The 25,917-nt window shown below is 59.8% G+C and carries 28 protein-coding genes; 10 read left to right on the top strand and 18 right to left on the bottom strand.

What is annotated here, in order from left to right; translation table 11 throughout:
* Positions 1 to 7: 7 nt before the first annotated feature.
* The 10 genes from mdh to rimM form a co-directional block, all read right to left on the bottom strand.
* Entirely contained in the window at positions 8 to 976 is a 969-nt protein-coding gene (gene mdh / locus IOD40_RS15830) for a malate dehydrogenase (RefSeq protein WP_198477666.1), read from the bottom strand.
* Positions 977 to 1,184: 208 nt separating this feature from the next.
* Positions 1,185 to 2,378 carry a cell division protein ZapE gene (gene zapE / locus IOD40_RS15825; RefSeq protein WP_198477665.1) on the bottom strand — a complete coding sequence of 398 codons (1,194 nt, stop codon included), beginning with the start codon at positions 2,376 to 2,378 and terminating at the stop codon, positions 1,185 to 1,187.
* Between the two features lie 95 nt (positions 2,379 to 2,473).
* On the bottom strand, positions 2,474 to 3,022 hold the full coding sequence (locus IOD40_RS15820) for a protease inhibitor Inh/omp19 family protein (RefSeq protein ID WP_198477664.1): 549 nt from the start codon (positions 3,020 to 3,022) through the stop codon (positions 2,474 to 2,476).
* Between the two features lie 147 nt (positions 3,023 to 3,169).
* A complete protein-coding gene (locus IOD40_RS15815; protein WP_198477663.1) occupies positions 3,170 to 4,348 on the bottom strand; it encodes a GGDEF domain-containing protein in 1,179 nt (392 codons plus the stop codon).
* A 184-nt stretch (positions 4,349 to 4,532) separates the two neighbouring features.
* Positions 4,533 to 5,942 (bottom strand): 3-isopropylmalate dehydratase large subunit, encoded by a 1,410-nt coding sequence (leuC, locus tag IOD40_RS15810; RefSeq protein WP_198477662.1) that lies wholly within the window; start codon positions 5,940 to 5,942, stop codon positions 4,533 to 4,535.
* A gap of 221 nt (positions 5,943 to 6,163) precedes the next feature.
* Entirely contained in the window at positions 6,164 to 6,685 is a 522-nt protein-coding gene (locus IOD40_RS15805; protein ID WP_198477661.1) for an MgtC/SapB family protein, read from the bottom strand.
* Between the two features lie 126 nt (positions 6,686 to 6,811).
* Entirely contained in the window at positions 6,812 to 7,303 is a 492-nt protein-coding gene (rplS, locus tag IOD40_RS15800) for a 50S ribosomal protein L19 (RefSeq protein WP_198477660.1), read from the bottom strand.
* A 168-nt stretch (positions 7,304 to 7,471) separates the two neighbouring features.
* The gene (locus IOD40_RS15795; RefSeq protein WP_198477659.1) at positions 7,472 to 7,825 is read right to left on the bottom strand and encodes a DUF4260 domain-containing protein; all 354 of its coding nucleotides are present in this window, start codon (positions 7,823 to 7,825) and stop codon (positions 7,472 to 7,474) included.
* A complete protein-coding gene (gene trmD, locus IOD40_RS15790) occupies positions 7,822 to 8,517 on the bottom strand; it encodes a tRNA (guanosine(37)-N1)-methyltransferase TrmD (protein WP_198477658.1) in 696 nt (231 codons plus the stop codon). The genes IOD40_RS15795 and trmD overlap by 4 nt, the downstream gene beginning before the upstream one ends.
* A complete protein-coding gene (gene rimM, locus IOD40_RS15785; RefSeq protein ID WP_198477657.1) occupies positions 8,514 to 9,050 on the bottom strand; it encodes a ribosome maturation factor RimM in 537 nt (178 codons plus the stop codon). The genes trmD and rimM overlap by 4 nt, the downstream gene beginning before the upstream one ends.
* A 97-nt stretch (positions 9,051 to 9,147) precedes the next feature.
* On the opposite strand from rimM, the gene IOD40_RS15780 reads away from it, so the two are divergent.
* The 3 genes from IOD40_RS15780 to IOD40_RS15770 are packed head-to-tail and all read left to right on the top strand — an operon-like array spanning position 9,148 to position 11,867.
* The gene (locus tag IOD40_RS15780) at positions 9,148 to 10,086 is read left to right on the top strand and encodes a tyrosine recombinase XerC (protein ID WP_198477656.1); all 939 of its coding nucleotides are present in this window, start codon (positions 9,148 to 9,150) and stop codon (positions 10,084 to 10,086) included.
* Between the two features lie 56 nt (positions 10,087 to 10,142).
* Positions 10,143 to 10,586, top strand: a complete 444-nt coding sequence (locus tag IOD40_RS15775; RefSeq protein WP_198477655.1) for a DUF1801 domain-containing protein — start codon at positions 10,143 to 10,145, stop codon at positions 10,584 to 10,586.
* A 45-nt stretch (positions 10,587 to 10,631) separates the two neighbouring features.
* Positions 10,632 to 11,867, top strand: coding sequence for a TraB/GumN family protein (locus IOD40_RS15770; protein WP_198477654.1), 1,236 nt, complete (start codon positions 10,632 to 10,634; stop codon positions 11,865 to 11,867).
* A 44-nt stretch (positions 11,868 to 11,911) separates the two neighbouring features.
* On the opposite strand, the gene IOD40_RS15765 is transcribed toward IOD40_RS15770, so the two are convergent.
* From IOD40_RS15765 to IOD40_RS15745, 5 genes are all read right to left on the bottom strand, one after another.
* A complete protein-coding gene (locus IOD40_RS15765) occupies positions 11,912 to 12,163 on the bottom strand; it encodes a GlsB/YeaQ/YmgE family stress response membrane protein (RefSeq protein WP_198477653.1) in 252 nt (83 codons plus the stop codon).
* Between the two features lie 115 nt (positions 12,164 to 12,278).
* A complete protein-coding gene (locus IOD40_RS15760) occupies positions 12,279 to 13,313 on the bottom strand; it encodes an aspartate-semialdehyde dehydrogenase (RefSeq protein WP_198477652.1) in 1,035 nt (344 codons plus the stop codon).
* Between the two features lie 391 nt (positions 13,314 to 13,704).
* On the bottom strand, positions 13,705 to 14,130 hold the full coding sequence (locus tag IOD40_RS15755) for an OsmC family protein (protein ID WP_198477651.1): 426 nt from the start codon (positions 14,128 to 14,130) through the stop codon (positions 13,705 to 13,707).
* Between the two features lie 67 nt (positions 14,131 to 14,197).
* The gene (locus tag IOD40_RS15750) at positions 14,198 to 14,656 is read right to left on the bottom strand and encodes a YbaK/EbsC family protein (RefSeq protein WP_198477650.1); all 459 of its coding nucleotides are present in this window, start codon (positions 14,654 to 14,656) and stop codon (positions 14,198 to 14,200) included.
* Positions 14,657 to 14,693: 37 nt separating this feature from the next.
* Entirely contained in the window at positions 14,694 to 15,938 is a 1,245-nt protein-coding gene (locus tag IOD40_RS15745; protein ID WP_198477722.1) for a ubiquinone biosynthesis hydroxylase, read from the bottom strand.
* Positions 15,939 to 16,038: 100 nt separating this feature from the next.
* On the opposite strand from IOD40_RS15745, the gene tesB reads away from it, so the two are divergent.
* The 6 genes from tesB (at position 16,039) to IOD40_RS15715 (ending at position 23,352) form a co-directional block, all read left to right on the top strand.
* Positions 16,039 to 16,911 carry an acyl-CoA thioesterase II gene (gene tesB / locus IOD40_RS15740; RefSeq protein ID WP_198477649.1) on the top strand — a complete coding sequence of 291 codons (873 nt, stop codon included), beginning with the start codon at positions 16,039 to 16,041 and terminating at the stop codon, positions 16,909 to 16,911.
* Between the two features lie 216 nt (positions 16,912 to 17,127).
* The gene (locus IOD40_RS15735) at positions 17,128 to 17,466 is read left to right on the top strand and encodes a P-II family nitrogen regulator (protein WP_198477648.1); all 339 of its coding nucleotides are present in this window, start codon (positions 17,128 to 17,130) and stop codon (positions 17,464 to 17,466) included.
* 30 nt (positions 17,467 to 17,496) lie between these two features.
* Positions 17,497 to 18,837, top strand: coding sequence for an ammonium transporter (locus IOD40_RS15730; protein ID WP_198477647.1), 1,341 nt, complete (start codon positions 17,497 to 17,499; stop codon positions 18,835 to 18,837).
* A gap of 192 nt (positions 18,838 to 19,029) precedes the next feature.
* Complete coding sequence (locus tag IOD40_RS15725; protein WP_198477646.1) at positions 19,030 to 21,660, top strand: FtsK/SpoIIIE family DNA translocase; 2,631 nt, start codon at positions 19,030 to 19,032, stop codon at positions 21,658 to 21,660.
* Between the two features lie 114 nt (positions 21,661 to 21,774).
* Positions 21,775 to 22,428: an outer membrane lipoprotein carrier protein LolA gene (locus tag IOD40_RS15720; protein ID WP_198477645.1), complete on the top strand. Its 654-nt coding sequence runs from the start codon at positions 21,775 to 21,777 to the stop codon at positions 22,426 to 22,428.
* A gap of 120 nt (positions 22,429 to 22,548) precedes the next feature.
* A complete protein-coding gene (locus IOD40_RS15715; RefSeq protein WP_198477644.1) occupies positions 22,549 to 23,352 on the top strand; it encodes an exodeoxyribonuclease III in 804 nt (267 codons plus the stop codon).
* 14 nt (positions 23,353 to 23,366) lie between these two features.
* Here IOD40_RS15715 and IOD40_RS15710 read toward each other — a convergent pair whose 3' ends face one another.
* Together IOD40_RS15710 and IOD40_RS15705 are read right to left on the bottom strand one after the other, a co-directional pair.
* On the bottom strand, positions 23,367 to 23,822 hold the full coding sequence (locus IOD40_RS15710) for a cyclic nucleotide-binding domain-containing protein (protein WP_198477643.1): 456 nt from the start codon (positions 23,820 to 23,822) through the stop codon (positions 23,367 to 23,369).
* A gap of 113 nt (positions 23,823 to 23,935) precedes the next feature.
* Positions 23,936 to 24,619 (bottom strand): response regulator transcription factor, encoded by a 684-nt coding sequence (locus IOD40_RS15705; RefSeq protein ID WP_198477642.1) that lies wholly within the window; start codon positions 24,617 to 24,619, stop codon positions 23,936 to 23,938.
* 107 nt (positions 24,620 to 24,726) lie between these two features.
* Here IOD40_RS15705 and IOD40_RS15700 point away from each other — a divergent pair, with 107 nt between their 5' ends.
* The gene (locus IOD40_RS15700) at positions 24,727 to 25,281 is read left to right on the top strand and encodes a L,D-transpeptidase family protein (RefSeq protein WP_325099753.1); all 555 of its coding nucleotides are present in this window, start codon (positions 24,727 to 24,729) and stop codon (positions 25,279 to 25,281) included.
* Here IOD40_RS15700 and IOD40_RS15695 read toward each other — a convergent pair.
* A complete protein-coding gene (locus IOD40_RS15695; RefSeq protein ID WP_198477641.1) occupies positions 25,273 to 25,911 on the bottom strand; it encodes a class I SAM-dependent methyltransferase in 639 nt (212 codons plus the stop codon). The genes IOD40_RS15700 and IOD40_RS15695 overlap by 9 nt on opposite strands.
* Positions 25,912 to 25,917: the final 6 nt, after the last annotated feature.

Genomic DNA, 25,917 nt, shown 5'->3' with positions numbered 1-25,917 from the left:
GAAAGCCTCACTTTTCGCCGAGGGCCGGGGCAATATTGATGCAGGCCTCGCACAGGCCACGCACCGAATCCACCGAGCTCTCGAACATCTTCTGTTCGTCCTTGTTAAGGTCGATCTCGATGACGCGCTCAACACCGCCAGCACCGATCACGGTCGGAACGCCGACATAGATGTCGTTGAGGCCATACTGACCCGAAAGGTTTGCCGCGCAAGGCAGAACGCGCTTCTTGTCCTTCAGATAAGCTTCGGCCATCTGGATGGCCGAGGATGCCGGTGCGTAGTAAGCCGAACCGGTCTTGAGGAGGCCAACGATCTCTGCGCCGCCGTCGCGGGTGCGCTGGACGATCTGGTCGAGCTTCTCCTGCGAGGTCCAGCCCATCTTGACCAGATCCGGCAGCGGGATGCCGGCAACGGTCGAATAACGGGTCAGCGGAACCATGGTGTCGCCGTGGCCGCCGAGAACGAAGGCAGTGACGTCTTCCACCGAAACCTTGAACTCTTCTGCCAGGAACAGGCGGAAGCGCGCGGAGTCGAGAACACCAGCCATGCCGACAACGTGGCTCTTCGGCAGGCCGGAGAACTTCTGCAGCGCCCAGACCATAGCGTCGAGCGGATTGGTGATGCAGATGACGAAGGCGTTCGGCGCGTACTTCTTGATGCCGGCGCCGACCTGCTCCATGACCTTGAGGTTGATGCCGAGAAGGTCGTCGCGGCTCATGCCCGGCTTGCGGGGCACGCCGGCGGTGACGATGCAAACATCAGCGCCTTCAATGGCCGAGTAGTCGTTGGCGCCGACGAAGTTTGCGTCAAAGCCATCAACCGGGGAGGACTGGGCGATGTCGAGGCCCTTGCCCTGCGGGGTGCCTTCGGCAATGTCGAACAGAACAACGTCGCCGAGTTCCTTGAGGCCGATCATATGGGCGAGGGTGCCGCCGATCATGCCAGAGCCGATGAGGGCAATTTTGTTGCGAGCCATGTAGTGGTTTCCCCTGTGTGGCGCCGGCCTCGGCCGGCTGAAACGGTAATGCCGAAACTGATCCTTGGACACGGGAGGCCGTCCAAGATCCGGTCTTCGCATAGACCCATAAGCGAAAAAACTCAACCGGTTCTTACCACGCCAGTTTTTTCAATCGTTTAGAACCAAAAACTCTTACGTAAACGTAAGAGATTTTGTAACGGATGCGTTACATTTCAGCCGGTGTATCTGCGCGAGCGCGGCTATCGGGAGACCGTACATTGTCCAGCCATTCCTTGCTCTGCATCTCGGTAAGGCGCGAGGCCGTACGGGTGAACTCGAAACTTTCGGTCCCGATCGTGCCGGAATAAAGTTTCTCCGGCGCTGCTTCTGCACTCGCAACAAGGCGCATGTGCTGGTCGTACAAAGTGTCGATCAGCAGGATGAAGCGCTTTGCCTCATTTCGCTGCGCCTGTGACAACACCGGGATGTGGTCGACGAACAGCGTATCAAAACGGGCAGCGATAGCGAGGTAATCGCGTGCACCCAGCGGCTGGGCACAAAGATCGTTGAAGGAGAACCGGGCGGCGGTTCCGGCAGCAAGCGGCACCGGGATCTCGCGTCCCTTGAGGGCAATGGTTGAGGGCTCAACCTTGCGGCCCACGGTCATGGCAGCCCACGCCTCGTCCATCTGGCGGTCCGTTTCAGGGCCGAGGGGCGTCAGATAAACCTGCATCCGGTCCAGCTTGCGCCGGCGATAATCCAGCTCTCCGTCAAGGTTCATGACGTGAGTGTGGTGCTCCAGGATTGCGATGAAGGGCTCGAACAGCGAACGGTTCAGGCCGTCGCGATACAGATCTTGTGGCCTGACATTCGAGGTGGCAACCAGCACCACCCCCTCGTCGAACAGGCTGGAAAACAGCCGCGAGAGGACCATGGCATCGGCGATGTCGGTTACGGTGAACTCGTCGAAGCACAGGACCCAGGCTTCGGATGCAAGCGCTTTGGCGACGGGCGGGATGGGGTCCGTTTCCTTGGTTTCGCCTCGCTTCAGCTTGTCGCGATGCTTCTGGATGCGGTCATGAACGTCCGCCATGAAATCATTGAAATGGGCACGACGCTTGCGCTTGACGGGAACCAACTCATAGAAAAGGTCCATCAGCATGGTTTTGCCGCGGCCGACCTCGCCATGAACGTAAAGCCCCTTCACGGGCTCACGCGCCGGCCGACGTTTTCCAAACAGCCATCCAAGGGCGCTGGATTTGGCGGCAAGGCGCTTGATCGAGATTTCCTCGATCAGCCGGTCCAGTGCCTCAACAACTGCGATCTGACGTGGATCGCTCTTCAACAAGCCGGTGCTTTCGCGGTGGGCGTACTCTTCACGCACGGTACGAAAGTTCGACATTCCGTCGAACGAGGACATGGCGCCACCCTTACCCCATTGTAAAGTCACCGCGCAGAGGGGTGCGCGGTGACGAAAAAAATCTTCAATTTCTACGAGGCATCAAACGATCGCGCCTAACGCGACAGCGATACCGCCTGTCCGCTGGTCGTCTGACCGTCAAAACGGCTGCCGCCCGAGGAGTAAAGGCGTGCAAGGACACTGCCATTCGCGTCATAAAGCGCGAGCTGCTTGCCCTCGACATTCCAGGACTTCACGCCATCAAGCGGGGCGGGGCAGCGCAACGGTCCCGCGCGATAGCCCTGGCCAAAGCGCGTCTGCGGCGTGGCGATACGGCAGCTCTGACCTGCGACACTGGCATTCCACACGCCCGCAACGGAGCCGGTGGAAATGTCCGCTGCACCTTGCTCGAGAGCTGCGACCTGGGTGTTCTGGGTCGGTGCCGTATCCGCGCCGGGGGCTGCAGGGAATTGGGAGGGATCGCTCATGCCGGGCTGGGCCGGCGGCGGCAGCTGGCCGCTCGTGACCTGACCAGAGGGAGCGGCAACCAGTGGGGCAGGGGCGTTCGAGCGCGCACCATAAGGCGAAAAACGCTCGCTCTGACAGCCGGCTAGCGAAAGCGCGAGAAGAGAGGTGAGAACTACGCCGCTCGTCCTTAAAATCATAAGTCCCTCCGTCGGGGCGACAGTCGCCCGGCAGGCAATTAAATTTGATAACTCGCCAAGATAATGGCGTTCACACCTACAATCCAATAATTGTGGTTAAAGAACCGTTTGTGCGACCTATTTGCAACAGGTGCTGACTGCGCCCGGTCAGCCTTTGGCTGCGGCGCTATCTTCAAGGCGGCTGCGGCTTGGCGCATCTTGCGCAGAGCCTTCTCGCCGAGCCACGTGGACCCTGTCACGCCCCGCATTCTTTGCCTGGTAAAGCGCATCGTCTGCACGCAGCAACACGCTGTACAGATCTTCACCACTGGTCCATTCCGCCACGCCGAAGCTTGCGGACAAGCGCCGTTCGTCAGGAAGGCAGGGAAGGGACATGACACTCAATGTGGTGCGAAGGCTTTCAGCGAAAAGACGCCCGAGCGCGGCATTGGCACCGTGAAGCAAGATGGCGAACTCCTCGCCGCCAATCCGTGCACATAAGTGATGAGGGCCGATAAAATCTCGCAGACAATGTGCGAAAGCGGCAAAAACGGCATCGCCGCAGGCATGTCCATAAGTGTCATTGATGCTCTTGAAGTGGTCGATATCGCAGATGACGACTGTCAGCGGCATCTTGTGGAGCGTCGCGGTACGGACCATCTTCTCGGCTCCCTCCTCCAGACCGCGGCGGTTGAAAAGACCGGAAAGCGGATCGGTCAGCGACTCCCGCTTGAGCTGATCCATGAGATCCAGCGCGATTGCGGTGACGAGGAGCAGGGCGATCAGCAAGAGGAAGAGTGACGTCGCGACCGACATGGTGGTCCAGTAGATCGTCTCGTGAAACCGCTCATAGCTGGTGTAGGGCCCTTCAATCATGACCGCCAGGATCGGGCGGATGAAACATCCGAGCCCGAAAACGATCAGGAGCCCCAGGAGCAACTTGTCGATCAGATGGAAGGTGCGGGGCGAGCGCCTTAGTTCGGCGGTGATCAGGAGGCAGATGGCGCCGGCCGCAAAGTTGATCGCGTAGATACGGGTCGTAATGTCAGGATCAATGAAAATGAACCATGCGAAGGCCACGTAACCCGTCAAGGCGGCGACATAGACCAGGGTGAGACGCGGCCGGCACTTGAATCGGGAAAACGTTCCTGCGGCCAGCCCAACTGCGCCCAGAAGCAGCAACAGGTTCGATACCAGCTTCGAAAAAGTCAGGCTGATCAGGGTGAAATACTGAAGAAAGAAGCCGATCGAGATCGCAAGAAATGCCGCGCTCAGAACGGCGATGAAGCGGCGGTCTCTCTGGTGTCTCCAAAGCAGGAAGAACGACGCTGAAAAAATCAGCGACATGCCGGGGTTTATCAGTGCGGTAAATACCCCGGTGTTCACAGTGACCAGCCCCCCTCCAGTTCACCCGGAACCGGAGGTAGCAAGTAAAAGTACAACAGCCAGTTAAGGTGAAGATTATAATGCAGTAGAGGGGAAAATATTCTGCGCGGGAAGAAGCATTGCCCCTGCCCGCGCAGTAATCAGGTCAGTTCCACTCGCGAATGTCGACGAAGTGGCCTGCAATTGCAGCAGCAGCAGCCATAGCCGGGGAGACGAGGTGCGTGCGGCCCTTGAAGCCCTGACGGCCTTCGAAGTTGCGGTTCGAGGTCGACGCGCAACGCTCATGCGGCTTCAGACGGTCGTCGTTCATCGCAAGGCACATTGAGCAGCCCGGCTCGCGCCAGTCGAAGCCAGCTTCGATGAAGATCTTGTCGAGGCCTTCGGCTTCTGCCTGCGCCTTTACGAGACCCGAGCCCGGGACGATCATGGCGCTGACTGTCGAGGCGACGGTCTTGCCTTCAACGACCTTGGCGACAGCGCGCAGATCTTCGATGCGGCCATTGGTGCACGAGCCGATAAAGACGCGGTCGATCGATATATCCGTCATCTTGGTGCCGGGTTCGAGACCCATGTACTCCAGCGCGCGCTTCTTGGAGTTGCGCTTGTTCTCGTCCTCGATCTCGTCCGGGTTTGGAACAACGCCGGTGATCGCCGTGACGTCCTCAGGGGAAGAGCCCCAGGTGACGATCGGAGGCAGCTTGGCTGCATCGAGCACGACGACCTTGTCGAAATGCGCGCCTTCGTCGGTGTGCAGGGTCTTCCAATAGGCAAGAGCTGCATCCCACGCCTCGCCCTTCGGCGCGCGCGGCTTGTCCTTGACGTAGGCGAAGGTCGTCTCGTCGGGAGCGATCAGGCCAGCGCGCGCGCCGCCTTCGATCGACATGTTGCAGATGGTCATGCGGCCTTCCATCGACAGCGCGCGAATGGCTTCGCCCGCATATTCGATGACGTAGCCGGTGCCGCCGGCAGTGCCGATCTCGCCGATGATGGCGAGGACGATGTCCTTGGCGGTGACGCCTTCCGGCAGCTGGCCGTCAACGTGGACCAGCATGTTCTTCGCCTTCTTCTGGATCAGCGTCTGGGTCGCGAGCACATGCTCGACTTCCGAGGTGCCGATGCCGTGGGCGAGTGCGCCGAACGCGCCGTGGGTCGAGGTGTGCGAGTCACCGCAAACGATGGTCATGCCCGGCAGGGTGAAGCCCTGCTCAGGACCGACGATGTGGACGATACCCTGACGGATATCGTTCTCCGAATAGTATTCCACGCCGAAGTCGGCCGCGTTGCGAGCCAGTGCCTCGACCTGGATGCGGCTTTCCTCGTTCTTGATGCCGTGCTTGCGGTCCGGCGAGGTCGGAACGTTGTGGTCGACAACGGCCAGCGTCTTTTCTGGCTGACGAACCTTGCGGTTGGTCAAACGCAGACCTTCGAACGCCTGCGGGCTCGTGACTTCGTGCACGAGGTGGCGGTCGATGTAGAGCAGGCAGGTGCCGTCGTCCTGACGATCAACAACGTGGTCGTCGAAAATCTTGTCGTAGAGGGTGCGCGGTGCGGTCATTTTGCGTCAATCCGTCGATATGGAAGGTGGAAGAGGCCGGCAACGGCCGGAGGCGAAAGCGCTCAGGCTGTGGCACCAAGTAGCGCAGCGGAAATTCGGGCGTAGAAACGCGCCGGCAGGCGCTTCACGTCCTGCAGCACGAAGTGCTTGTAGCCCGGATGTCCGAAAAGTTCTTCCATAGAACTGCCTATTACCAGCGTTTGGCAGTCCCGACAATGTGCTCAATCCGCGCGTTCGTCGCTGTTCTCGGGAGGTGATCGACCAGGGCGCTTCTGCACGATCACCTTCTCGAACGGGTGCAGCAGACCAAGAACGATGACGGCCAGCACTGTGACCAGGGCAGCGATCTGCCAGAAGCCGAGCCCGGCGGCGAGGCCGACGGAGCCCGCGAGCCAAAGCCCGGCGCCAGTGGTCAGACCTTTCACCTGGCCACGTGCGACGATGATGGTTCCTGCTGCAAGAAATGCGACGCCCGCCGTGACGGCTTCGATCAGACGCAGCGGGTCCTGCCGTGCGCCGTCGTCTTCGAATTGCGGCGAATGGACGATCTCAATGCCGATCAGCGTGAAGGACGCAGCTGCAAGGGCGACCAGAATATGGGTGCGCAGCCCTGCGGGATGGTTCCGCCACTCGCGCTCAAAGCCGATGATAGCCCCAAGCACCGTCGCGATAGCCAGCCGCGCAGCGATGACCGCGAACGGCAGGGACGTGGCGTGGCCGATGTCGTCCAGAATTTCCTGCATGATCCCCTCAACCTTGAAAGCTGAGAAGAACGCTGGTGCGAAAGGCTTGTTCCGGTCGCCCTGAAAACTCCGCCACAAACAAAAATGGCGGCCGGAGCCGCCATTTTCATCCCGATGGGGAAATTCTTATTCTGCGGAAGCCTCAGCAGCTGCCTTTTCTGCAGCCAGAGCCTCAGCAGCAGCGACCTTCTCGGCCTCGATGCGTGCACGCTCAGCCTGGGCGGCCTCACGCTCAGCTTCGTTCAGCTTGCGAGCACGGGTGCCGGTGTTCTCGACGATACGTGCAGCCTTACCGCGGCGATCGCGCAGGTAGTAGAGCTTCGCACGACGAACCTTACCGCGACGAACGACTTCAACGCCCTCGACCAGTGGCGAGTAGATCGGGAAGACACGCTCAACACCTTCGCCGTAGGAGATCTTGCGAACGGTGAAGTTTTCATGGATGCCTGCGCCCGAACGAGCGATGCAAACGCCTTCATAGGCCTGAACGCGGGTACGCGAACCTTCAGTAACGCGAACGAGCACGCGCACGGTGTCGCCCGGCTGGAACTCTGGAAGCTTGCGCTTTGCTTCGATTTTGGCTGCCTGTTCGGCTTCGAGCTGACGAATGATGTCCATCGTCCTGATCCTTCATTCTTCTCAAACAGTCAGAGCGCTCGACACTTGCCACATCAGTCTTTTGCCGTGTGACTATGCCCTCAGGCAGGAGCGGTGCACCATTCTTTGGTTGCGGATGTCCGGCAGTTTCCGGAACTGCGGCGGCGATACACAATTTCCGGGGAAAGATCAACTCCTGCCAATGCGGCCAAGATGAGTGTCTTTGAAATCTGTCTGATATTTGAGCCCGTAGCCGAGGGTGCGATCAAAGGCGATGTGCGCTGCCCAGATCAGGCAGATTGCATAGCCGGCAGGCAGATCTGCGGCCCAGCTGATTGCCGCCAGCAGAACGACGCCGATCCAGCTATGGACGGCGTTGTAGATCATAGCGCCGATGCGCGGACCAAAAAGATAGGCCGCGAAGGCCAGATCAGGGGCCAGGAACAACGCGGCGAACAGCCACCAGCTCATACCAGACGCTGCGTAAAGCACGACAAACAGCACCGTGAGCGCAAGATGCTCGAGGCGCAGGAGCAGGCTCACGCGCGATCCTTGTCTGCCAGAAGGTCAGGGCGGCGTTCCCGCGTCAGCTTCAATGCCTGCTCGCGGCGCCATTCGGCAATTTTTGCGTGGTTGCCCGAAGTCAGAACCTCGGGAATAGAAATGTCTTCGAAAATCTGCGGGCGGGTGTAATGCGGGTGTTCCAGCATGCCGCTTTCAAAACTTTCTTCGGTTCCTGACGCTTCGTTGCCCATGACGCCAGGCAAGAGACGGACGATCGCATCAAGCACGATCAGCGCAGCCGGTTCGCCTCCCGAGAGGATATAGTCGCCGATCGACACTTCCTCGAGATCGCGCGCGTCGATCACGCGCTGGTCAATGCCTTCAAAGCGCCCGCAAACGATTACAACGCCGGGGCCAGCGGCGAGTTCGCGCACACGAGCTTGCGTCAGCGGCATGCCTCGAGGGCTCATGAGGAGCTTCGGTCGCGGGTCAGCCGCGGGAGCCGCATGATCTATCGCGCGCGCCACAACGTCTGCCCGCATCACCATTCCCGCGCCACCTCCCGACGGAGTATCATCGACGGTGCGGTGCCTGTCGGTTGCAAAGTCGCGGATCTGGACAGTCTCGATCGACCAGGTTCCTGCTTCCATCGCTCGCCCCGCCAGCGACATGCCGAGCGCTCCGGGAAACATCTCCGGATAAAGCGTCAGGACCGTTGCAGAAAAACTCATTGCCCCTCGTCCTCGCCGTCGGAAACAAGTCCCGCCGCGACGCTGTCGATCCGAATGTAGCCGCCGGATATCGAAACTTCCGGGATCGCCGCCAGAGTGAATGGGATCATAACCGAGCGTCGCCCGGCAAGATTTGCTTCAACGATGTCGCCGCCGCCAAAATTCTGGATGGCCGTGACCTTGCCGATTTTTTCGCCCGTTTCGTCACGAACCTCCAGGCCGACGAGGTCGGCGTGATAAAATTCTTCCTCGTCCAGATCGTCCGGCAGAACGGAGCGGTCCACATGGAGGGCGATCCCGGTAACTGCCTCGGCCTGTTCCCGCGAGGTGATTTCCTTGAAGCGGACAACAACGACATTCTTGGCCGGGCGGATCGAGGCGACCGTCAGGGTGCGGCCATCTTCGCAGGTGAGGGGGCCGTAGTCTCCGAGCGCCAATGGATCTTCCGTGAAGCTCTTCACGCGTACCTCGCCCCTTACACCATGGGGAGCACCGATGACGGCCAGCTGAACAGGCTTTGCAAGATTTTTCATCAGGCGTCTCTACATTTGCCGCAGGCGGGTTTCAATCTTCTGCGCCCGCCTGTTGCAATTTCATTCATCGCTAACCGCCAAGGCGCAAGATCCGGACATGGAGAACTTTCTGATTCCGGCAAAGCCTGATCTTCAGGCGATCCGCACTGAGTGGTTGAATTCCCTGGCGTCCGAGCGACGGCTATCGCCATTGACGGTGGATGCCTATGAACGGGACACACGTCAGTTCCTGCAGTTCTTGACAGGCTACCATGGCGAAGCTCCGGGCATCAGCGACGTCGCCTCGCTCAAGCCGGCAGATCTTCGTGCCTTCCTCGCACAGCGACGCAATGACGGGGCAGGGGCTCGCTCGCTTGGCAGAGGCCTTGCAGGCATTCGCTCATTCATCCGGTTCATGGAACGGCGAGGGCTGGCGAACGCAGCCGGCGCAAACGCCATGCGAGCGCCGAAACAACCGAAGTCATTGCCAAAGCCGTTGACTGCTGCGGACGCCAAAAAGGTCGTAAAAGCTGGCGAGCAACTGGCCGAAGAACCCTGGATTGCCGCCCGGAATGCAGCGGTCCTGACGCTTCTCTATGGCTGCGGATTGCGTATCTCTGAGGCACTTGGACTTTTAGGCGAGGAGTTAAAGGACGAAGCGCAGTCGGTCCTTCGCATCGCAGGCAAGGGGGGAAAGACGCGTCTGGTTCCGGTTCTTCCGGCAGCCGCCAGGGCGGTCAGCGAATATCGGAAACTTTGTCCCTACGATCTTGCGGATGAAAAGCCCTTGTTTCGGGGGGCAAGGGGAGGGCCGCTGCAACCTGCCATCATCCAGCGCGAGATGCAGAAGCTTCGCTCCGCACTGAATCTGCCGGATACGGCAACACCGCACGCACTGCGCCACTCCTTTGCAACACACCTCCTCGCCAAGGGGGGCGATCTTCGTACGATCCAGGAACTTTTGGGCCATGCCAGCCTGTCGACGACGCAGGTCTATACCGGCGTCGATACGGCGCGGCTCCTCGACATATATGACGCAGCCCATCCGCGCGCCTGAGGCCGCCGTATTTTCGCCTCTCTGAACTGGTGCAAATTGCAACAGGAGGATCGCGGATGAAAGGCAAGGGCGAGGACAAATGGGTCAAGCCGTCCGGCCCGCCTGTGCTTCTCAGCGGCGGAAATCCGCAGATCCCGAAGGGATATGGCGAAGAACCGGTAGCGGCCTACCTCGAGGCGATGCCCGGCTGGAAGCAGGCGGCTGGTCGGCAACTGGACCAGATCGTCTCGCGAACCGTGCCTGAAGTTACCAAGGCGGTGAAGTGGAACTCCCCTTTTTACGGGATGGAGCGCGATATCTGGTTCCTGAGCTTTCACTGCATGGCGAAGTACATCAAGGTCGCCTTCTTCCGTGGAGCCTCGCTCGTTCCCGAGCCGCCGGAAGGTTCAAAGCATCCTGAGGTTCGCTATTTTCATCTCTTTGAAAACAAGACATTAGATGAAGCGCAGTTCGCTGACTGGGTGTCACAGGCTGCCCGTATTCCCGGCGCGAAGATGTGAGCACTGCTTAACCTTTCTTCACGCTTCCACTTCTATCGTCTGGCTATGACACAGTCCGTTTCTTTCGCCGATCGGCTTGCAGACAAGAGCTTGCGCTTGCTGAGTATCTTCAATCTTCTGGCCCTGGCGGGCTTTTATCTCGGTTTGCTGCTCGCGGTTGCCCACGCCGAGACGGAAAAATATCCGGCCTGCAGCGGGGAGAACATGCTGGAGGCGATGGAGCGGGATCGTCCGGACGAGTTGCGGAAGATCCGTGAGGAAGCCGCTTCTGTTGCAAATGGCGGAGCGCTGTTGTGGCGCATCGAGAAGGCCGGCATCGCGCCATCCTATCTGTTTGGCACGATGCATCTTTCCGATCCGCGGGTGGTGCAGCTTCCCGCAGCCGCAAGCGAGGCCTTCGAGGGTGCCAAGACAATCGTCATCGAGACGACGGACATCCTCGACCAGTCGAAGATGATGGAAGCGATGGCCCAGCGGCCGGAGCTGATGATGTTTACGGATGGCACCAGCCTGTTCTCATTGCTGAACGAAGCTGATCGTCAGGCGGTCGAAAAGGCGCTGGCAGCGCGCAACATTCCGCCTTCCAGCGTTGCCAGGATGAAGCCGTGGATGCTTGCGACCATGCTGGCGCTTCCACAATGCGAACTTGCCCGCAAGGCGGCAGGGGAGCCGGTCCTCGACGCGAAACTTGCGCAGGATGCGCTGGCTGACGGGAAGCAACTCGGCGGTCTTGAGACGGCGATCGATCAGCTTGAGGCAATGGCCTCCTTGCCGATGGATTTTCATCTGCGGGGTCTCGTCGAGACACTCGAACTCGGCGATCGCGTCGAGGATGTCATGGAGACGATGGTTCAGCTATATCTCAATGGCGAAACCGCAGCCTTCTGGCCGTTCTTCCGGGTTGCTCTTCCTGAACAGGCAGGGATCGATGGGGGCTTTGCGGATTTTGAGGAGCGGCTCATCGTTGCTCGCAACCACACGATGGCACAAAATGCCGTCCCGTTCATTGAGCGAGGAGCAGCTTTCATTGCCGTTGGCGCGATGCACCTTCCGGGTGAAGAAGGCCTGATCTCACTGCTGAGACAGGCCGGCTTTCAAGTTGAAAAAGTTGATGCCACACCGATAGTCGGCGCTGACCTTGACGATCACGGCTGCAAAAGGTCAGCCGGCTATCAATGGTGTGAGAAGACTGGCCGATGCGAGCGGCCATGGGAGCTTGCACAAACGCAGGGCTTTGAGCCCAGCGCTGAGGCATATGCGGAATTCTGCAGCTCCAAATAGATGAAAGGCCGGTTGTGCTTCCGGCCTTTCCAGCGCGTTCCGTGTCAGCTTCTGACCGCTCGCGCGCCTGCAATAAGGATACAGGCACCAATGAAACCGGCGATCAGGTAACCGAGCCAGCCGCCGAAAGACACGCCGAGCAGACCGAAGAGGAAGCTCGCGATTGCTGCGCCGATTATGCCGAGAATGACATTCATGAAGATGCCCGTGTCGCTCTTCATGAAATTCGAGGCGATCCAGCCCGCAAGACCGCCGATAATAATGGCTGCAATCCAGCCAATTCCTGCGTCGTCCATAGTCCTCTCCTTCGTTCCCTCACAATTGAAGGCAAGGAGTGGAATGCGCGATCAGGTTGAAAGTTCCCCATGCCAAAGAAGAACGGGGCCCGAAGGCCCCGCGCATGCAAGTAAATCAGGCAGCCTGCTTCTTTGGCTTCACCAGACCGCGTGCAACCAGAAGCTCGGCGATCTGAACGGTGTTCAAAGCGGCACCCTTGCGCAGATTATCTGCGACGACCCACATGTTGAGGCCGTTCTCGATGGTGGAGTCCTCGCGAATGCGCGAGATGTAGGTCGCGTCATCGCCAGCAGCCTCGAGCGGGGTGATGTAGCCACCGTCCTCGTGCTTGTCGACGACCAGGCAGCCCGGAGCCTCGCGCAGGATATCGCGTGCTTCGTCCGCAGTGATCGGGTTCTCGAACTCGATGTTGACGGCTTCGGAGTGACCGATGAAGACCGGCACGCGCACGGCGGTGCAGGTGACCTTGATCTTCGGGTCGAGCATCTTCTTGGTCTCGGCCGTGACCTTCCACTCTTCCTTGGTCTGGCCGTCTTCCATGAAGGAATCGATGTGCGGGATCACGTTGAACGCGATGCGCTTGGTGAACTTCTGGTTCTCGACCGGATCGGCGACGAAGACGGCGCGGGTCTGCGTGAACAGCTCGTCCATGCCTTCCTTACCAGCGCCGGAAACCGACTGATAGGTCGAAACCACGACGCGCTTGATCTTCGCCTTGTCGTGCAATGGCTTCAGTGCAACCACGAGCTGGGCGGTCGAGCAGTTCGGATTGGCGATGATGTTCTTGCGCTTGAACATCTCCACCGCGTCCGGATTCACTTCTGGAACGATCAGCGGAACGTCCTGGTCGTAGCGGAACGCCGACGAGTTATCGATGACGACGCAGCCCTGTGCGCCGATCTTCGGCGACCATTCCTTGGAGATGTTGCCGCCAGCGGACATCAGGCAGATGTCGGTGTCGGAAAAGTCATAGGTTGCGAGATCTTTGACCTTCAGCGTCTTGTCGCCATACGACACCTCGGTGCCGACCGAACGGCGCGATGCGAGTGCGACGACTTCATCAGCCGGAAAGCCGCGCTCTTCGAGGATGTTGAGCATTTCGCGCCCGACATTGCCCGTGGCGCCGGCGATTGCAATCTTGAAACCCATTCCCGTGCTCCTTTTCAGAGCATGATCTACCCGGTGGCATCAGTTGAATGCGGGTATCATGCCCAATCTCTCCGCTTGCTGCGTCTGGAGAGGAACCCCCGGCCATCGGATCCCGCCTCCCGACTCTTCATCCCCTTGGCCAGACCCGGGGAGAGAACGAGCGGGCCAAAAGGAGAGTCAGACCGTTTTTGCGGTCGTTTTGGCCGTGGTTTTGGAGGAACGTGCGCGCATCGGTGCCCCACGCGAAGCGAAGGAGACTCCGCTCGGGAAGTAAAGCGCCAGATATGCAGAAAGAATGCCGCGCATCGCGTTGGTTTCCAGTTCCGCCGGTGCCTATGGCGCATTTCGGTTCCATAGTCAACGAGACGCGCGGAATGCCTAGTTTTGAAGATCAGGCAAGACGTGCATTCAGGGACACTTCAATTGCGCCCAGCGCCTGCGAGACAGGGCAGCGTTCCTTCGCCTTGTTGGCCAGTTCCGTGAACTTGTCCTGATCGATGCCGGGGACGGTCCCGACAAGTTCAAGTGCGCTGCGGGTGATGCCGGTGCCGGGGACAAGCGTAACGACGGCCTTGGCTTCGAGCTTTTCCGCAGGAGTCCCGTTTTCGGCGAGGAAGTGCGACAGCTGCATTGCAAAGCAGCCTGCATGGGCTGCGGCAATCAACTCTTCCGGATTTGTGCCAGCGCGCCCGCTATCATCTTCAAAGCGGCCCTTGAATGAATAGGCCATTTGCGAAAGCGCGCCGCTTTGGCTGTCAATCGTGCCGGAGCCTTCCTTCAAATTGCCTTGCCAGACTGCCGTTGCATGACGATCCATCTCTTCCTCCATCTGGTTGCGGGGCGAGGCGCCCCAGCGACCAAGATAGAGGAGGTTCGGCTTGCGTCTACTGGCAGACGTCGACCCATTCGGCAGATGTCAGTTCAACGATCCGCTGCGGCGCGATGCGTACGGCGGAATTGGTAGCGCCGGCGGCGGGCACCACAATGTCGAATGCCTTGAGAGAAACGTCGCAATAGATAGGTAGCGGCTGAGGCAAACCGAACGGGCAGACGCCGCCGATCGGATGGCTCGTCAGTTCAACGACATCGTCGCCACCCAGCATGCGCGGCTTGGCGGAGAATGCGTCCTTGAACTTTCGGTTGTCGAGGCGGGCGGTTCCCTTTGCGACCACCAGCATGACCTGGTCGCCTGCCCGCAGGCAGATCGTCTTTGCGATCTGGTCCGGCTCGACCCCATGGGCGATGGCGGCCAGTTCGACGGTCGCAGAGCTCTGTTCAGTGAGGATGACTTCGATTTCGGGAGCTTTCTCGGCAAAAAATGCACGTACGGATTCAAGGCTCATGCGTTGCACCTGAGTTAATGACGGGAAATGTGGCGGGTCAGATCGGCTCGCCGCGCAGGAGGCGCGGGGACTTGTCCGACAGACCGGAGGCCTGCTTGATGAAGTAGTTCTTCAGCTTAGGCAGGCGGTCGACAAAGCCAAGCCCGATATCGCGGACCGCGCGAACCGGTGCGAAGTCGTTGGAGAACAGGCGTGTCAGCACGTCCGTGGTTGCCCCCATGCGGAACGTGTCGAAGCGGCGCCAGAGCTGGTAACGCTCCAGAACGTCAATGGCCCCGATGTCCTGACCGAGGCGATCTGCCTCGACCACGATCTCGGCAAGCGCCGCGACATCCCGGAAGCCAAGATTGAGGCCCTGCCCGGCAATAGGGTGAATGCCATGCGCTGCGTCGCCAGCGAGCGCAAAGCGCGGCTTGACGAAGTCACGGGCGAGAGTGAGGCCCAGCGGCCAGGCGCGTGGCTTGTCGAGGACGCGGATCTCGCCAAGCTTGAGCCCGAAACGTGTTTCAAGTTCCGCCTCAAAGACGATCTCGTCTTCCGCGATCAAGCGGTTTGCATCTTCGGTGCGTTCCGACCAGACGATCGAGGAGCGGTGATTGCCCTCTTCGTCATCGGCAAGCGGTAGGATCGCAAAGGGGCCCGCGGGCAGGAAATGCTCCTCCGCGCGTCCGTCGTGGGGCCTTTCATGGGCGACCGTGCAAACGATACCAGACTGGCCGTAGTCCCACTGAACGGTGCGGATGCCGGCCATTTCACGCAGCCGCGACCGCACGCCGTCGGCGGCAACGAGCAAGCGGGTGTTCAGCGATACCCCGTCGGCGAGGTGAACGATGGTATCCTTGGCGAGAGTATCGAAGCTGGTGACACCAACGCCTTCAATCAGCGCCACGCCCAGTTCGTCGGCGCGCCGGCGCAATGCCGCGTTCAGGTCCTTGTTTGCGACCATGTAGGCAAAAGGCTCACCTGGCGCGACCTCGCCATCGAAGGTTAGAAACACCGGGCGGACAGGATCGGCAGTCTTTGAGTCCGTGATCAGCATCTCGGTCATTGCCTGCGCGCGCGGAGCGATCTCTTCCCAGCAACCAAGCGTTTCAAGCATCCGCACCGCCGCCGCCGCAATGGCAACAACCCGGCCGTCCTTCTTCCACACTCCCGCTGGGGCAGCATCGACAACCGCAATGGACATGCTCGACCGAGCGTGAGCCAGTGACACCGCCATCGCCATACCGACGTAGCCGGCCCCGGCAATTATCACGTCGAAGCTGTCCGCCTTATCAGTCATCGATCCGAATACCTTCTCCTGGCATGCAGTCATGCCACCTTGACTCCCGCCTCCCATCTAGCAGAAACCCAACTTGATTTGCAGGACGGGACTAGGTGTGGTGACGCAGTCAATTCACGAACTTCTCGACATACTCGACCTCGAGCAGCTGGAACACAACCTTTATCGTGGTCGCAGCCCGCAGGTGGGATGGCAGCGCGTTTTTGGCGGGCAGGTCATTGGCCAGTCGCTGATTGCAGCGCAGCGCACCGTTGCCGATGACAGGTTTGTGCACTCGCTTCACTGCTATTTCATGCGGGCCGGCGATCCGGCGGTGCCGATCATCTACCAGGTGGATCGGTTGCGCGACGGTGGCTCGTTCACGACAAGGCGCGTGACCGCCATCCAGCATGGCCATGCGATCTTCTCGCTGGAATGCTCATTCCAGGTCGAAGAGGAAGGGCTCGAGCATCAGCTGCCCGCACCGCTCGACGTGCCGCAGCCTGAGGAACTGGCCTCCTATTTCGAGCTTCTCGAAAATACGGGCCACGAAATCCCGGAATCGGTGCGCAAATTTTGGGCGCGTGAGCGGCCGCTGGAAATTCGGCCTGTCAACACCAAGCACTATACCACCCGCGAAAAGCTTCCGCCTTACCAGAGCGTGTGGATGCGGATGAACGGGCCGGTGCCGGACAGCCGGCAGCTGCAATCTGCAATCCTCGCTTACGCGTCAGATATGACTTTGATCGACACCGCGACCTTTGCGCATGGGCGCATCGGGTTTGATCCGGAAATCCAGATGGCGAGCCTTGATCACGCAATGTGGTTTCATCGGCCGCACAAGCTCGATGACTGGCTGCTCTATACCCATGACAGCCCGACCACCATTGGCTCGCGCGGTCTGGCGCGTGGATTTCTGTACAGCCGCGACGGTCGTTTGATCGCTTCCACTGTACAGGAAGGGCTTATCCGTCTGCGCACGGCTAAAAAATAGGCATGCACAATTAGCTGCCTAAAAATCATACTGATATGACGCGCATTTGACGGCGGCCCTTTGGGTCGCCGTTTGCATTTCTTGAGATATTTCAAAGATCTAAGCCGCAGCAGCCAAATTGGCACGCGTCTTGAATTGCCCTTTGCACCTCCGGTTGCTGACGCAGCCGGTGAAGTACGGCAACGCGGGGACCCGCATAAGCAAAGGGTGAACTTGATGAAAATCGTGATGGCCATCATCAAGCCGTTCAAGCTCGACGAGGTGCGCGAAGCGCTAACCGGCATCGGGATCCAGGGCCTGACCGTTACTGAAGTGAAGGGCTACGGTCGCCAGAAAGGGCATACCGAGATTTACCGCGGCGCAGAATACGCGGTCTCGTTCCTTCCAAAACTCAAGATCGAAATCGCTGTGGCCAGCGAGCTCGTCGACAAGGCAGTCGAAGCGATCTCCGCAGCCGCCAAAACGGGCCAGATCGGCGACGGCAAGATCTTTGTCTTCGGCATCGATCAGGCCGTTCGCATCCGTACCGGCGAAACAGACACCGACGCGCTTTGAGCGGCGCAGTCCTCTCATGGAGATTGCAATATGAAGCTTGCAGATTTTTCTTCGCACTCTCGTGCCGCTCTCGGCGCGATCGCGCTGTCGGCTGGTTCAGCCTTGCCCTTATGGGCGCAGGAAGCTGTCGAAGCGGCACCTGAGGCAGTACCAGCTATCGACAGTGGCGACACGGCCTGGATGCTTGTCTCGACCTTGTTGGTCCTGTTCATGATCCTGCCCGGTGTCGCGCTGTTTTACGGTGGCCTGGTACGCGCCAAGAACATGCTGTCTGTGCTGATGCAGACCACCATGATCACGGCGACCGTGATCGTTGTCTGGGTGCTGTGGGGCTATTCCTTCGCCTTTGGCGGCAGCGAGAGCGCTTATTTTGGCGGGTTCGACAAGCTGTTCCTTGCTGGCGTAACGCCGGATTCGGCATCGGGAACGATCCCGGAACTTGTCTTCATCTGCTTTCAGATGACTTTCGCCTGTATCACCTCAGCCCTGATCATTGGCGGCTTTGCCGAGCGTGTGAAGTTTGGCGCGGTGGTCATGTTCGTCATCTTGTGGGTGAGCATTGTCTATTTCCCGATCGCCCACATGGCATGGGACGCGAACGGTCTCTTCTTCGGATGGGATGCGATGGACTTTGCGGGTGGCACGGTCGTGCATATCAACGCCGGTATCGCAGCTCTGGTTGGTGCGATCATTATCGGTCGTCGTGATGGCTATGGACGCGAGAACATGGCGCCGCACAACCTGCCGCTGACACTGACCGGTGCTGCCGTTCTTTGGGTGGGCTGGTTCGGCTTTAATGCAGGTTCGGCGCTGGCCGCTGGTGGTGCGGCAGGTCTTGCGATGATCAACACCTTCACCGCAACTGCGGGCGGCGTTATTGCCTGGGCGCTGGTCGAGAAGGTTGCTCGTGGCAAGTCCTCGCTGCTTGGCGGGGCCTCGGGTGTCATTGCCGGTCTTGTCGCTGTGACGCCGGCAGCCGGTTTCGTCGGCCCGGTCGGTGCAATCGCTCTTGGCGCGCTGGGCAGCGTCGTTGCCTATTATTTCGTGGCGGTGGTGAAGCACAGGCTGGGTTATGACGACTCGCTTGATGTGTTCGGAATCCACGGCGTTGCGGGCATCGTTGGCGCGATCGGTACCGCGATCTTCGCCTCGCCCACTCTCGGCGGTGTCGGTTATGCCGAAGGGGTGACGATGGGTGCGCAGATCTGGACCCAGATCCTCGCTGTCGCGATCACCATCATCTGGTGCGGCGTCGTTTCGGCCATTCTCTACAAGCTGGTCGATGCGCTCGTCGGACTGCGCCCAGCACCGGAAGACGAGGCAGCGGGTCTCGATCTCTCCTCGCACGGGGAAGTTGCCTACCACGCCTGACCGATCATTGCGGCGGCGCGCCCGAAAGGGTGTGTCCTGAAAAACTCAGTTGGAGCCCGGAGGCATCTGGGCTCCTTTTTGTTTGGCCGGGACCCCATCATGGTTAAAGGGGTCTTAACCATCGCCTTCGTAAGTTTGGCTCGATTCAGTGCGCCCCATCGGGCGCCGTTCGAGTTAGTACGGGGATGTCTCATGCGTTCAAGTGCGACCGCGCAATTGACGATCGATGACGGGTATGGCCTGAGGGGCTTCATCCGCCGAATGTTGACGCGCGCATCTGGACTCGTTGCATTCACGTTGGTGGCGTTCTGCCTCGCTGCGCTGGGGACCTGGAATGTTGCCGATCCAAGCTTCAGCCATGCGACCGACAATGTCGTTCAGAATGCGATGGGCTATCCGGGAGCGGTGGTCTCGGACCTGCTCATGCAGTTCTTTGGTCTTGCGAGCGTCGCCGGTTTGCTGCCGGGTGTTGCCTGGGGCGTCTGGCTGGCTTCTGCACGCAATGTGAGCCGTGTTCCTTCGCGCTGCTTTGCCTGGCTTGCGGCAACGGCTCTTGCTGCCGGAATGGTCGGTTGCCTTGAAGCTCCCGCGACATGGCCGCTGCCATCTGGTCTCGGCGGAGTGATCGGCGACCTGGTTCTTGCACTTCCAGCGCGTTTTGCCGGCGGCTATCCGACCGGCTTCTCTGCAATTGTGACGGCCGGTGTGCTTTCCCTGCCTACACTCTGGCTGTTCGCCTTCGCTTGCGCCGTGCTTGGCCGCAGAAATGTGGAGGAAGCTCCTGCCTCGGAGAAGGCGAAGACCCGAAAGGTTGTTCGCCACGAAGAGGAGGAGATGGAGGTCTATGACGACGAGGAAGATCAGGGTAGTCGGATCCTCGCTGCGTTCGGTGCCGTTACCCATTGGTGGCTGTCCGGCAAGGCCTTCCTGCGTCGCAAGCTGAATCTCGGCGCCCTTCCGCTCAAGCGCCGAGAGTATGACGACGAAGACGATTTCGACTTCGCACCTTCGCGAGGCAGTTCGCGTGGCGAAAGGATCGAGCCTGGGTTTACATCGCCTCGTTCGCGTGACGTCGATGAACCTCCCTTTGATGTTGATGAGGGAGATTATCAGGGCGATGCCTATGCCCAGTATGATGAGGACGATGATTTCGACGATGACGTCGTAATCAAGCCGACGCCGGCTGGCGGGTCGGCCCAGGTCCGGCACTATCGTTCAGATGCCGCCACGCGCGTCGATATGCCTGCAGCGCGGCCCAAGCCCGCGTCACGCGCTTCGCGTCAGGCCCAGGCGAGCGCGGCCGGTTCACATTCGTTCATACTGCCAGCTCTGGAATTTTTGTCCGAGCCCCGAAATGTGGGGCGTGACCCATCGCTAAGCCAGGATGCGCTGGAGCAGAATGCGCGCCTGCTTGAGGGCGTGCTGGAAGATTTCGGCGTTAAGGGCGAGATCATTCACGTACGTCCGGGCCCAGTGGTCACGATGTACGAACTGGAGCCTGCGCCCGGCATCAAATCTTCCCGGGTGATTGGCCTCGCTGATGACATCGCCCGCTCGATGAGCGCGATCGCCTGCCGCGTTGCGGTTGTGCCGGGACGCAATGCCATTGGCATCGAACTGCCCAACACGCGCCGCGAGACTGTCTATCTGCGAGAAATTCTCGCCAGCCGCGATTTCGAGCAGACCAAGGCAAAGCTCGCCCTTGCCCTTGGCAAGTCGATCAATGGCGAAGCCGTGATCGCCGACATCACCAAGATGCCTCACGTTCTGGTCGCGGGCACCACCGGGTCGGGTAAGTCGGTCGCGATCAACACGATGATCCTGTCGCTCGTCTATCGGATGCGTCCGGAAGAGTGCCGCCTGATCATGATCGACCCGAAGATGCTCGAGCTTTCGGTCTATGACGGAATTCCGCATTTGCTGACGCCGGTCGTCACCGATCCGAAAAAGGCAGTGGTCGCCCTGAAATGGACCGTCCGCGAGATGGAAGACCGCTATCGCAAGATGTCCAAGGTTGGCGTCCGCAATATTGACGGCTTCAACCAGCGTGTCGGTCAGGCGCGCCGGAACGGGGAACAGATCACCCGAACGGTTCAGACCGGCTTTGACCGCCAGACTGGCGAGGCGATCTACGAGACCGAGCACCTCGATCTCGAGCCAATGCCCTATATCGTTGTCATCATCGACGAAATGGCCGACCTGATGATGGTGGCGGGCAAGGACATTGAAGGCGCGGTGCAGCGTCTTGCCCAGATGGCGCGTGCTGCCGGCATCCATGTGATCATGGCAACGCAGCGCCCGTCCGTCGACGTCATCACCGGTACGATCAAGGCGAACTTCCCGACCCGTATCTCCTTCCAGGTGACGTCGAAGATCGACAGCCGTACCATCCTTGGCGAGATGGGCGCGGAGCAACTGTTGGGCATGGGCGACATGCTGTACATGGCCGGCGGCGGCCGCATCCAGCGCGTCCACGGACCTTTTGTGTCTGACGACGAGGTCGAACAGGTGGTTGCGCATCTGAAGCTCCAGGGCGTGCCGGAATATCTGGATGCGATCACCGAGGATGATGAGGACGAAGACGCCGGTGGCAAGGGCGGCGGCGGAAACTTCGAGGATTCCGACGATCCCTACGATCAGGCGGTCGCCATTGTCCTGCGAGATGGCAAGGCCTCGACCAGCTACATCCAGCGCCGCCTCGGGATTGGGTACAACCGCGCGGCTTCCATCATCGAGCGGATGGAGGAGGAGGGCGTCGTTGGACCTGCCAACCATGCAGGCAAGCGCGAAATCCTCGTGCCAACCGAGGAAGACCGGTTCTAGGTGCTGAAACCTTTGCAGCGGCCCATCGTTTGGGACCAGGCGGCAAGCCGCATTTCGGCCCAACTGGCGGCCTAGTCGAAGAGCAACAAGACAAGACTGAAGGCAACGGACCCTATGGCGAACAAGCTGATCTCGCGACGCGCTTTCCTTGGTAATGCAGCACTGGGCCTGGGCGTTCTTGCAGCGGGACAGTTTGCAGGTCCGCTCTTTTCTCCAGCGCTGGCACAAGGAACGCCCCAGGCGGCGCAACGCATCGCCGATCACTTCTCCCGCGTGAAGACAATGATGGGCGAGTTCGTGCAGTTTGGCCCGCGCGGCGACCAGACCGGCGGCAAGTTCTACATTGAACGGCCGGGAAAAGTGCGCTTCGACTATGAAGCGCCGGCAACGTTCCGGGTGACGGCCGATGGCCGCAACGTCCTTTTGCAGAACACCAAGCTGAAGACGATGGACGCCTACCCCTTGTCCCAGACCCCGCTCAAGCTGCTGCTTGATGATCGGATCGATCTTTCCGGCGGCAGGGTGCGCAGCGTCAAGGAAGAGAGCGATCTCACGACCATCCAGCTTGCTGATCGCAACGCCTTCGGCAATTCAACGATCACAATGATGTTCGATCCTGCCAGCTTCGAACTGCGTCAGTGGACGATCACCGACGCGCAGGGCAAGGACACGACGGTGATGATCTTCAACGTCGAGCAGGGAATGCAGTTCGACCCCTCGGTCTTCCGGATCGACTACGCCGCAGTGGATGCGGCAAACGCCAAGTAAAGACTGCGCATTTCTGTGGAAGAGGCCGCCAGTACGGGGGCCTGATGCCGCCGGGGTTGTGTTCGCGCGCCGGGGCTGGCAGGTTCCGGCCGTCCCGCCGCCTTGCTACCCGGAAGTCCCATGTCATTTTCGATTGCCACCTGGAACATCAATTCCGTGCGCTTGCGCATGCCTCTGGTTGAACGGTTCCTGGAAGAATTTCAGCCGGATGTGCTGTGTTTGCAGGAAACGAAGTGTCCGGATGATCTCTTTCCCTCGAAGGCGTTCCGGAAGGCTGGCTATGAGCACATCGCATTCAGCGGCCAGAAGGGATATCACGGTGTAGCGACTGTCGCGCGGCATCCCCTCGAAGTGGTCGACAAGCGCCGGTTCTGTGACGTTGATGATTGCCGCCACCTGTCGGTGCATGTTCAGGCCGGCGAGCGGAAGATCTTGCTGCACAATTTCTATGTGCCCGCAGGCGGTGACGAGCCGAACCCCGAGATCAACCCGAAATTTCGCCACAAGCTCGATTTCGTCGCCGAGATGCACGATGTGCCTGCAGTTTCCGGCGAGAACCTGTCTTCGGTGCTTGTCGGCGACCTCAACATCGCGCCGCTCGAGAACGATGTCTGGTCCCACAAGCAGCTCCTGAATGTGATCAGTCACACGCCGATCGAGACGACGAGCTTCGAAGCCATGCGCAAGGCGGGCGGTTGGGTCGATCTGATGCGTCAGGTCGTTCCGCCCTCAGAAAAGCTCTATACGTGGTGGAGCTATCGCTCACGGGACTGGGTCGCCTCCAATCGGGGACGTCGCCTCGACCACATCTGGTCATCGGCTGACCTGTCGGCGCATCTGTCCAGGATCGATATCATTTCCGAAGCGCGCGGCTGGGAGCGTCCCTCGGACCATGTTCCGGTCATTGCCCGGTTCAGCCTTTAAGACTGCCGGTACGATCAATCAGAGAATTTGGGAGCTAGGCGCTCGATCTTCTGGAGGAATGCCTGCAGCTCCTCCAGCATGCGCCGGTGAAGCTCTGCTGCCGTTTCCGGATATTCTTCGAGAATGCGTCGAAACAGGGAGCGATTGAGGCGGATCAGCTCGACGTCGGTTTCTGCTGCCGCATACGTCAACCGGCGCGTGTCGGTGATCAATGCCAGTTCACCAAGAAGAGTGCCCGGGCCGACCCGTGACAGGGCGACCGCCTCACCGTCCTGCTCGCGATAAAGCACGACCTTTCCGGCGACGATCACATAGGCGCAGTCAGCAGGTGCATTTTCGCGATAGATTTCGCGGCCCGACGCAAGCCGAACTTGTTCGGCCCCGAATGCCAGCAATCGAAGCTGCTCCGGAGTGAGGTCACTGAAAAGACCGACGCCGGACAGGGTACGGATGTCGTCGTCTAGGGCCAAATTGAAGTCCCCGGTGTCCCCCGAACTCGTTTGTCGCCGGCCTTGAAGTGCGACAAGCAGTCAGGGCCGCGACAAACAATATTCCAAGTTCTTCGACCGCATGGCGCGGACAGTCAAGGGACGAGCTTGTAGCCGCCGCTCTCCGTCACAAGAATCTCGGCGTTAGACGGATCGCGCTCAATCTTTTGGCGGAGCCGGTAGACGTGCGTTTCGAGCGTGTGGGTGGTAACGCCGGAATTGTAGCCCCAGACCTCTTCCAGCAGGATGTCACGCGTGACCACCTTCTGCTCCGCCCGGTAGAGGTACTTTATGATCGACGCTTCCTTCTCCGTCAGCCGGATCTTGTTGCCTTTTACATCGGTCATCAGCTTCTGGCTGGGCTTGAAGACATAGGGTCCAACCGTGAAGGTCGCGTCTTCGCTCTGTTCATGCTGGCGAAGCTGCGCACGGATGCGGGCAAGAAGCACCGCGAACCGGAACGGCTTGGTGACATAGTCGTTCGCGCCTGCTTCGAGCCCAAGGATGGTGTCCGAATCGGTGTCGTGGCCGGTCAGCATGATGATCGGTGCCTTGAAACCGCCCTTGCGCAGGAGCTTCACGGCCTCTCGACCGTCCATGTCCGGAAGACCAACATCCATGATCAGGAGATCGACGTTGCCGGAACGAGCAGTCTGGATCCCCTTGGAAGCGGATTCCTCCTGAAGGACCGAGAATTCTTCGTATAGCGACAATTGTTCGACGAGAGTTTCGCGCAGGTCGGCATCATCGTCGACGATGAGTATGGTACGTGACGTCATGTCGTGTCCTTGACCAGAGATTATGGCCGAACAACGGCCAGTTGACCGCTTGGCGGTTAAAGAGGATGTTCCGGGCATAGAAAGCCTATCACGACGATTTGTTCCCCGTGAAACATTCCGCGAAAAAAGCTCATCCTGGCGGCCGCTCTGTTCTGACCGTGCGCGCACGTCCGGGCCACCCGACACAAGGTCTTCTCAACTTCAACGGGAAAGTCTTTCCCTGCGCACTCGGCCGCGGCGGCATCAAGACGATCAAGCGCGAGGGCGATGGTGGCACGCCAATTGGACAGATGCGGCTTCTTTCAGGCTATTTCAGGAAGGGGCGTGTCCAGTCGACGAGGACCCGGCTGCCATTGAAGCCGATCCGCCAGAGCGATGGCTGGTGCGACCAGCCGGGAGACCCCAACTACAACCGGCCTGTCGTGCTGCCGTACCGGTCAAGTGCAGAAAAGATGATACGCAATGACCGTCTCTACGATTGCTGCATCGTGCTCGACTACAACATAAAGCCGCGCCGGCGTGGCATGGGCAGCGCCATATTCTTTCATATCGCCAAGCAGGGGTTTGGACCGACAGAGGGGTGTGTGGCGGTCGACCCTCAGGTGATGAAGCGGCTTTTGCCTTATCTTTCGCGCAACACGGTGATGCGCGTCCTACGCTAGCCGCCACACGGTGGTCTGCTTGACCTCGGAATCTTCCAGAACGCGGGTTACCGGCACCTGATAGGTGGCGACCGCCTCCAATCCCTCTTTTGGCAAGTAGGACCGGCCCGGATCACCCACGAGAACCGTGGCACCTCTTTGGCTCAAACTTCTGAACCAGGGCATCAAGCGCTGCGCGAACAGCTGGTCGTAGAAGACGTCGCCAGCCAGAACGACGTCCCAGCCGCCGTCGGTGCCGATCAGGTCATCGCCAGCAAAATTGATCGATACGGAGTTCACTTGCGCATTCAGCGCAACAGCATGAGCAGAAATCGGGTCGATGTCGGCGGCGACGACCTTGCGAGCGCCAGCCTTGGCTGCAGCAATCGCGACGAGGCCGGAGCCCGAAGCAAAGTCGAGAATCCGCAGGCCGCGCACCAGCGGTTGATGGTCGAGAATGTAGCGGGCAAGCCCCTGACCTCCGGCCCAGGCAAATGCCCAGAACGGTGGAGGCAGGCCGATCTCGCCGAGCTCTTCTTCGGTGCGATGCCACAGATCATGAGCTTCGTCAGCCAGATGAAGCGAGATCTCGGGTACATGCGGAGGGGACAGGATCACCGTGTTCGCGAGGATGAAGCTTTGATCGACCATCGGTCA

The sequence above is a fragment of the Aquamicrobium zhengzhouense genome (assembly GCF_016124105.1).
Taxonomy (GTDB): Bacteria; Pseudomonadota; Alphaproteobacteria; order Rhizobiales; family Rhizobiaceae; genus Aerobium; species Aerobium zhengzhouense.
The sequence above is the reverse complement of the archived record's forward strand: the minus strand, read 5'-3'. Positions and strand labels throughout refer to the sequence as shown.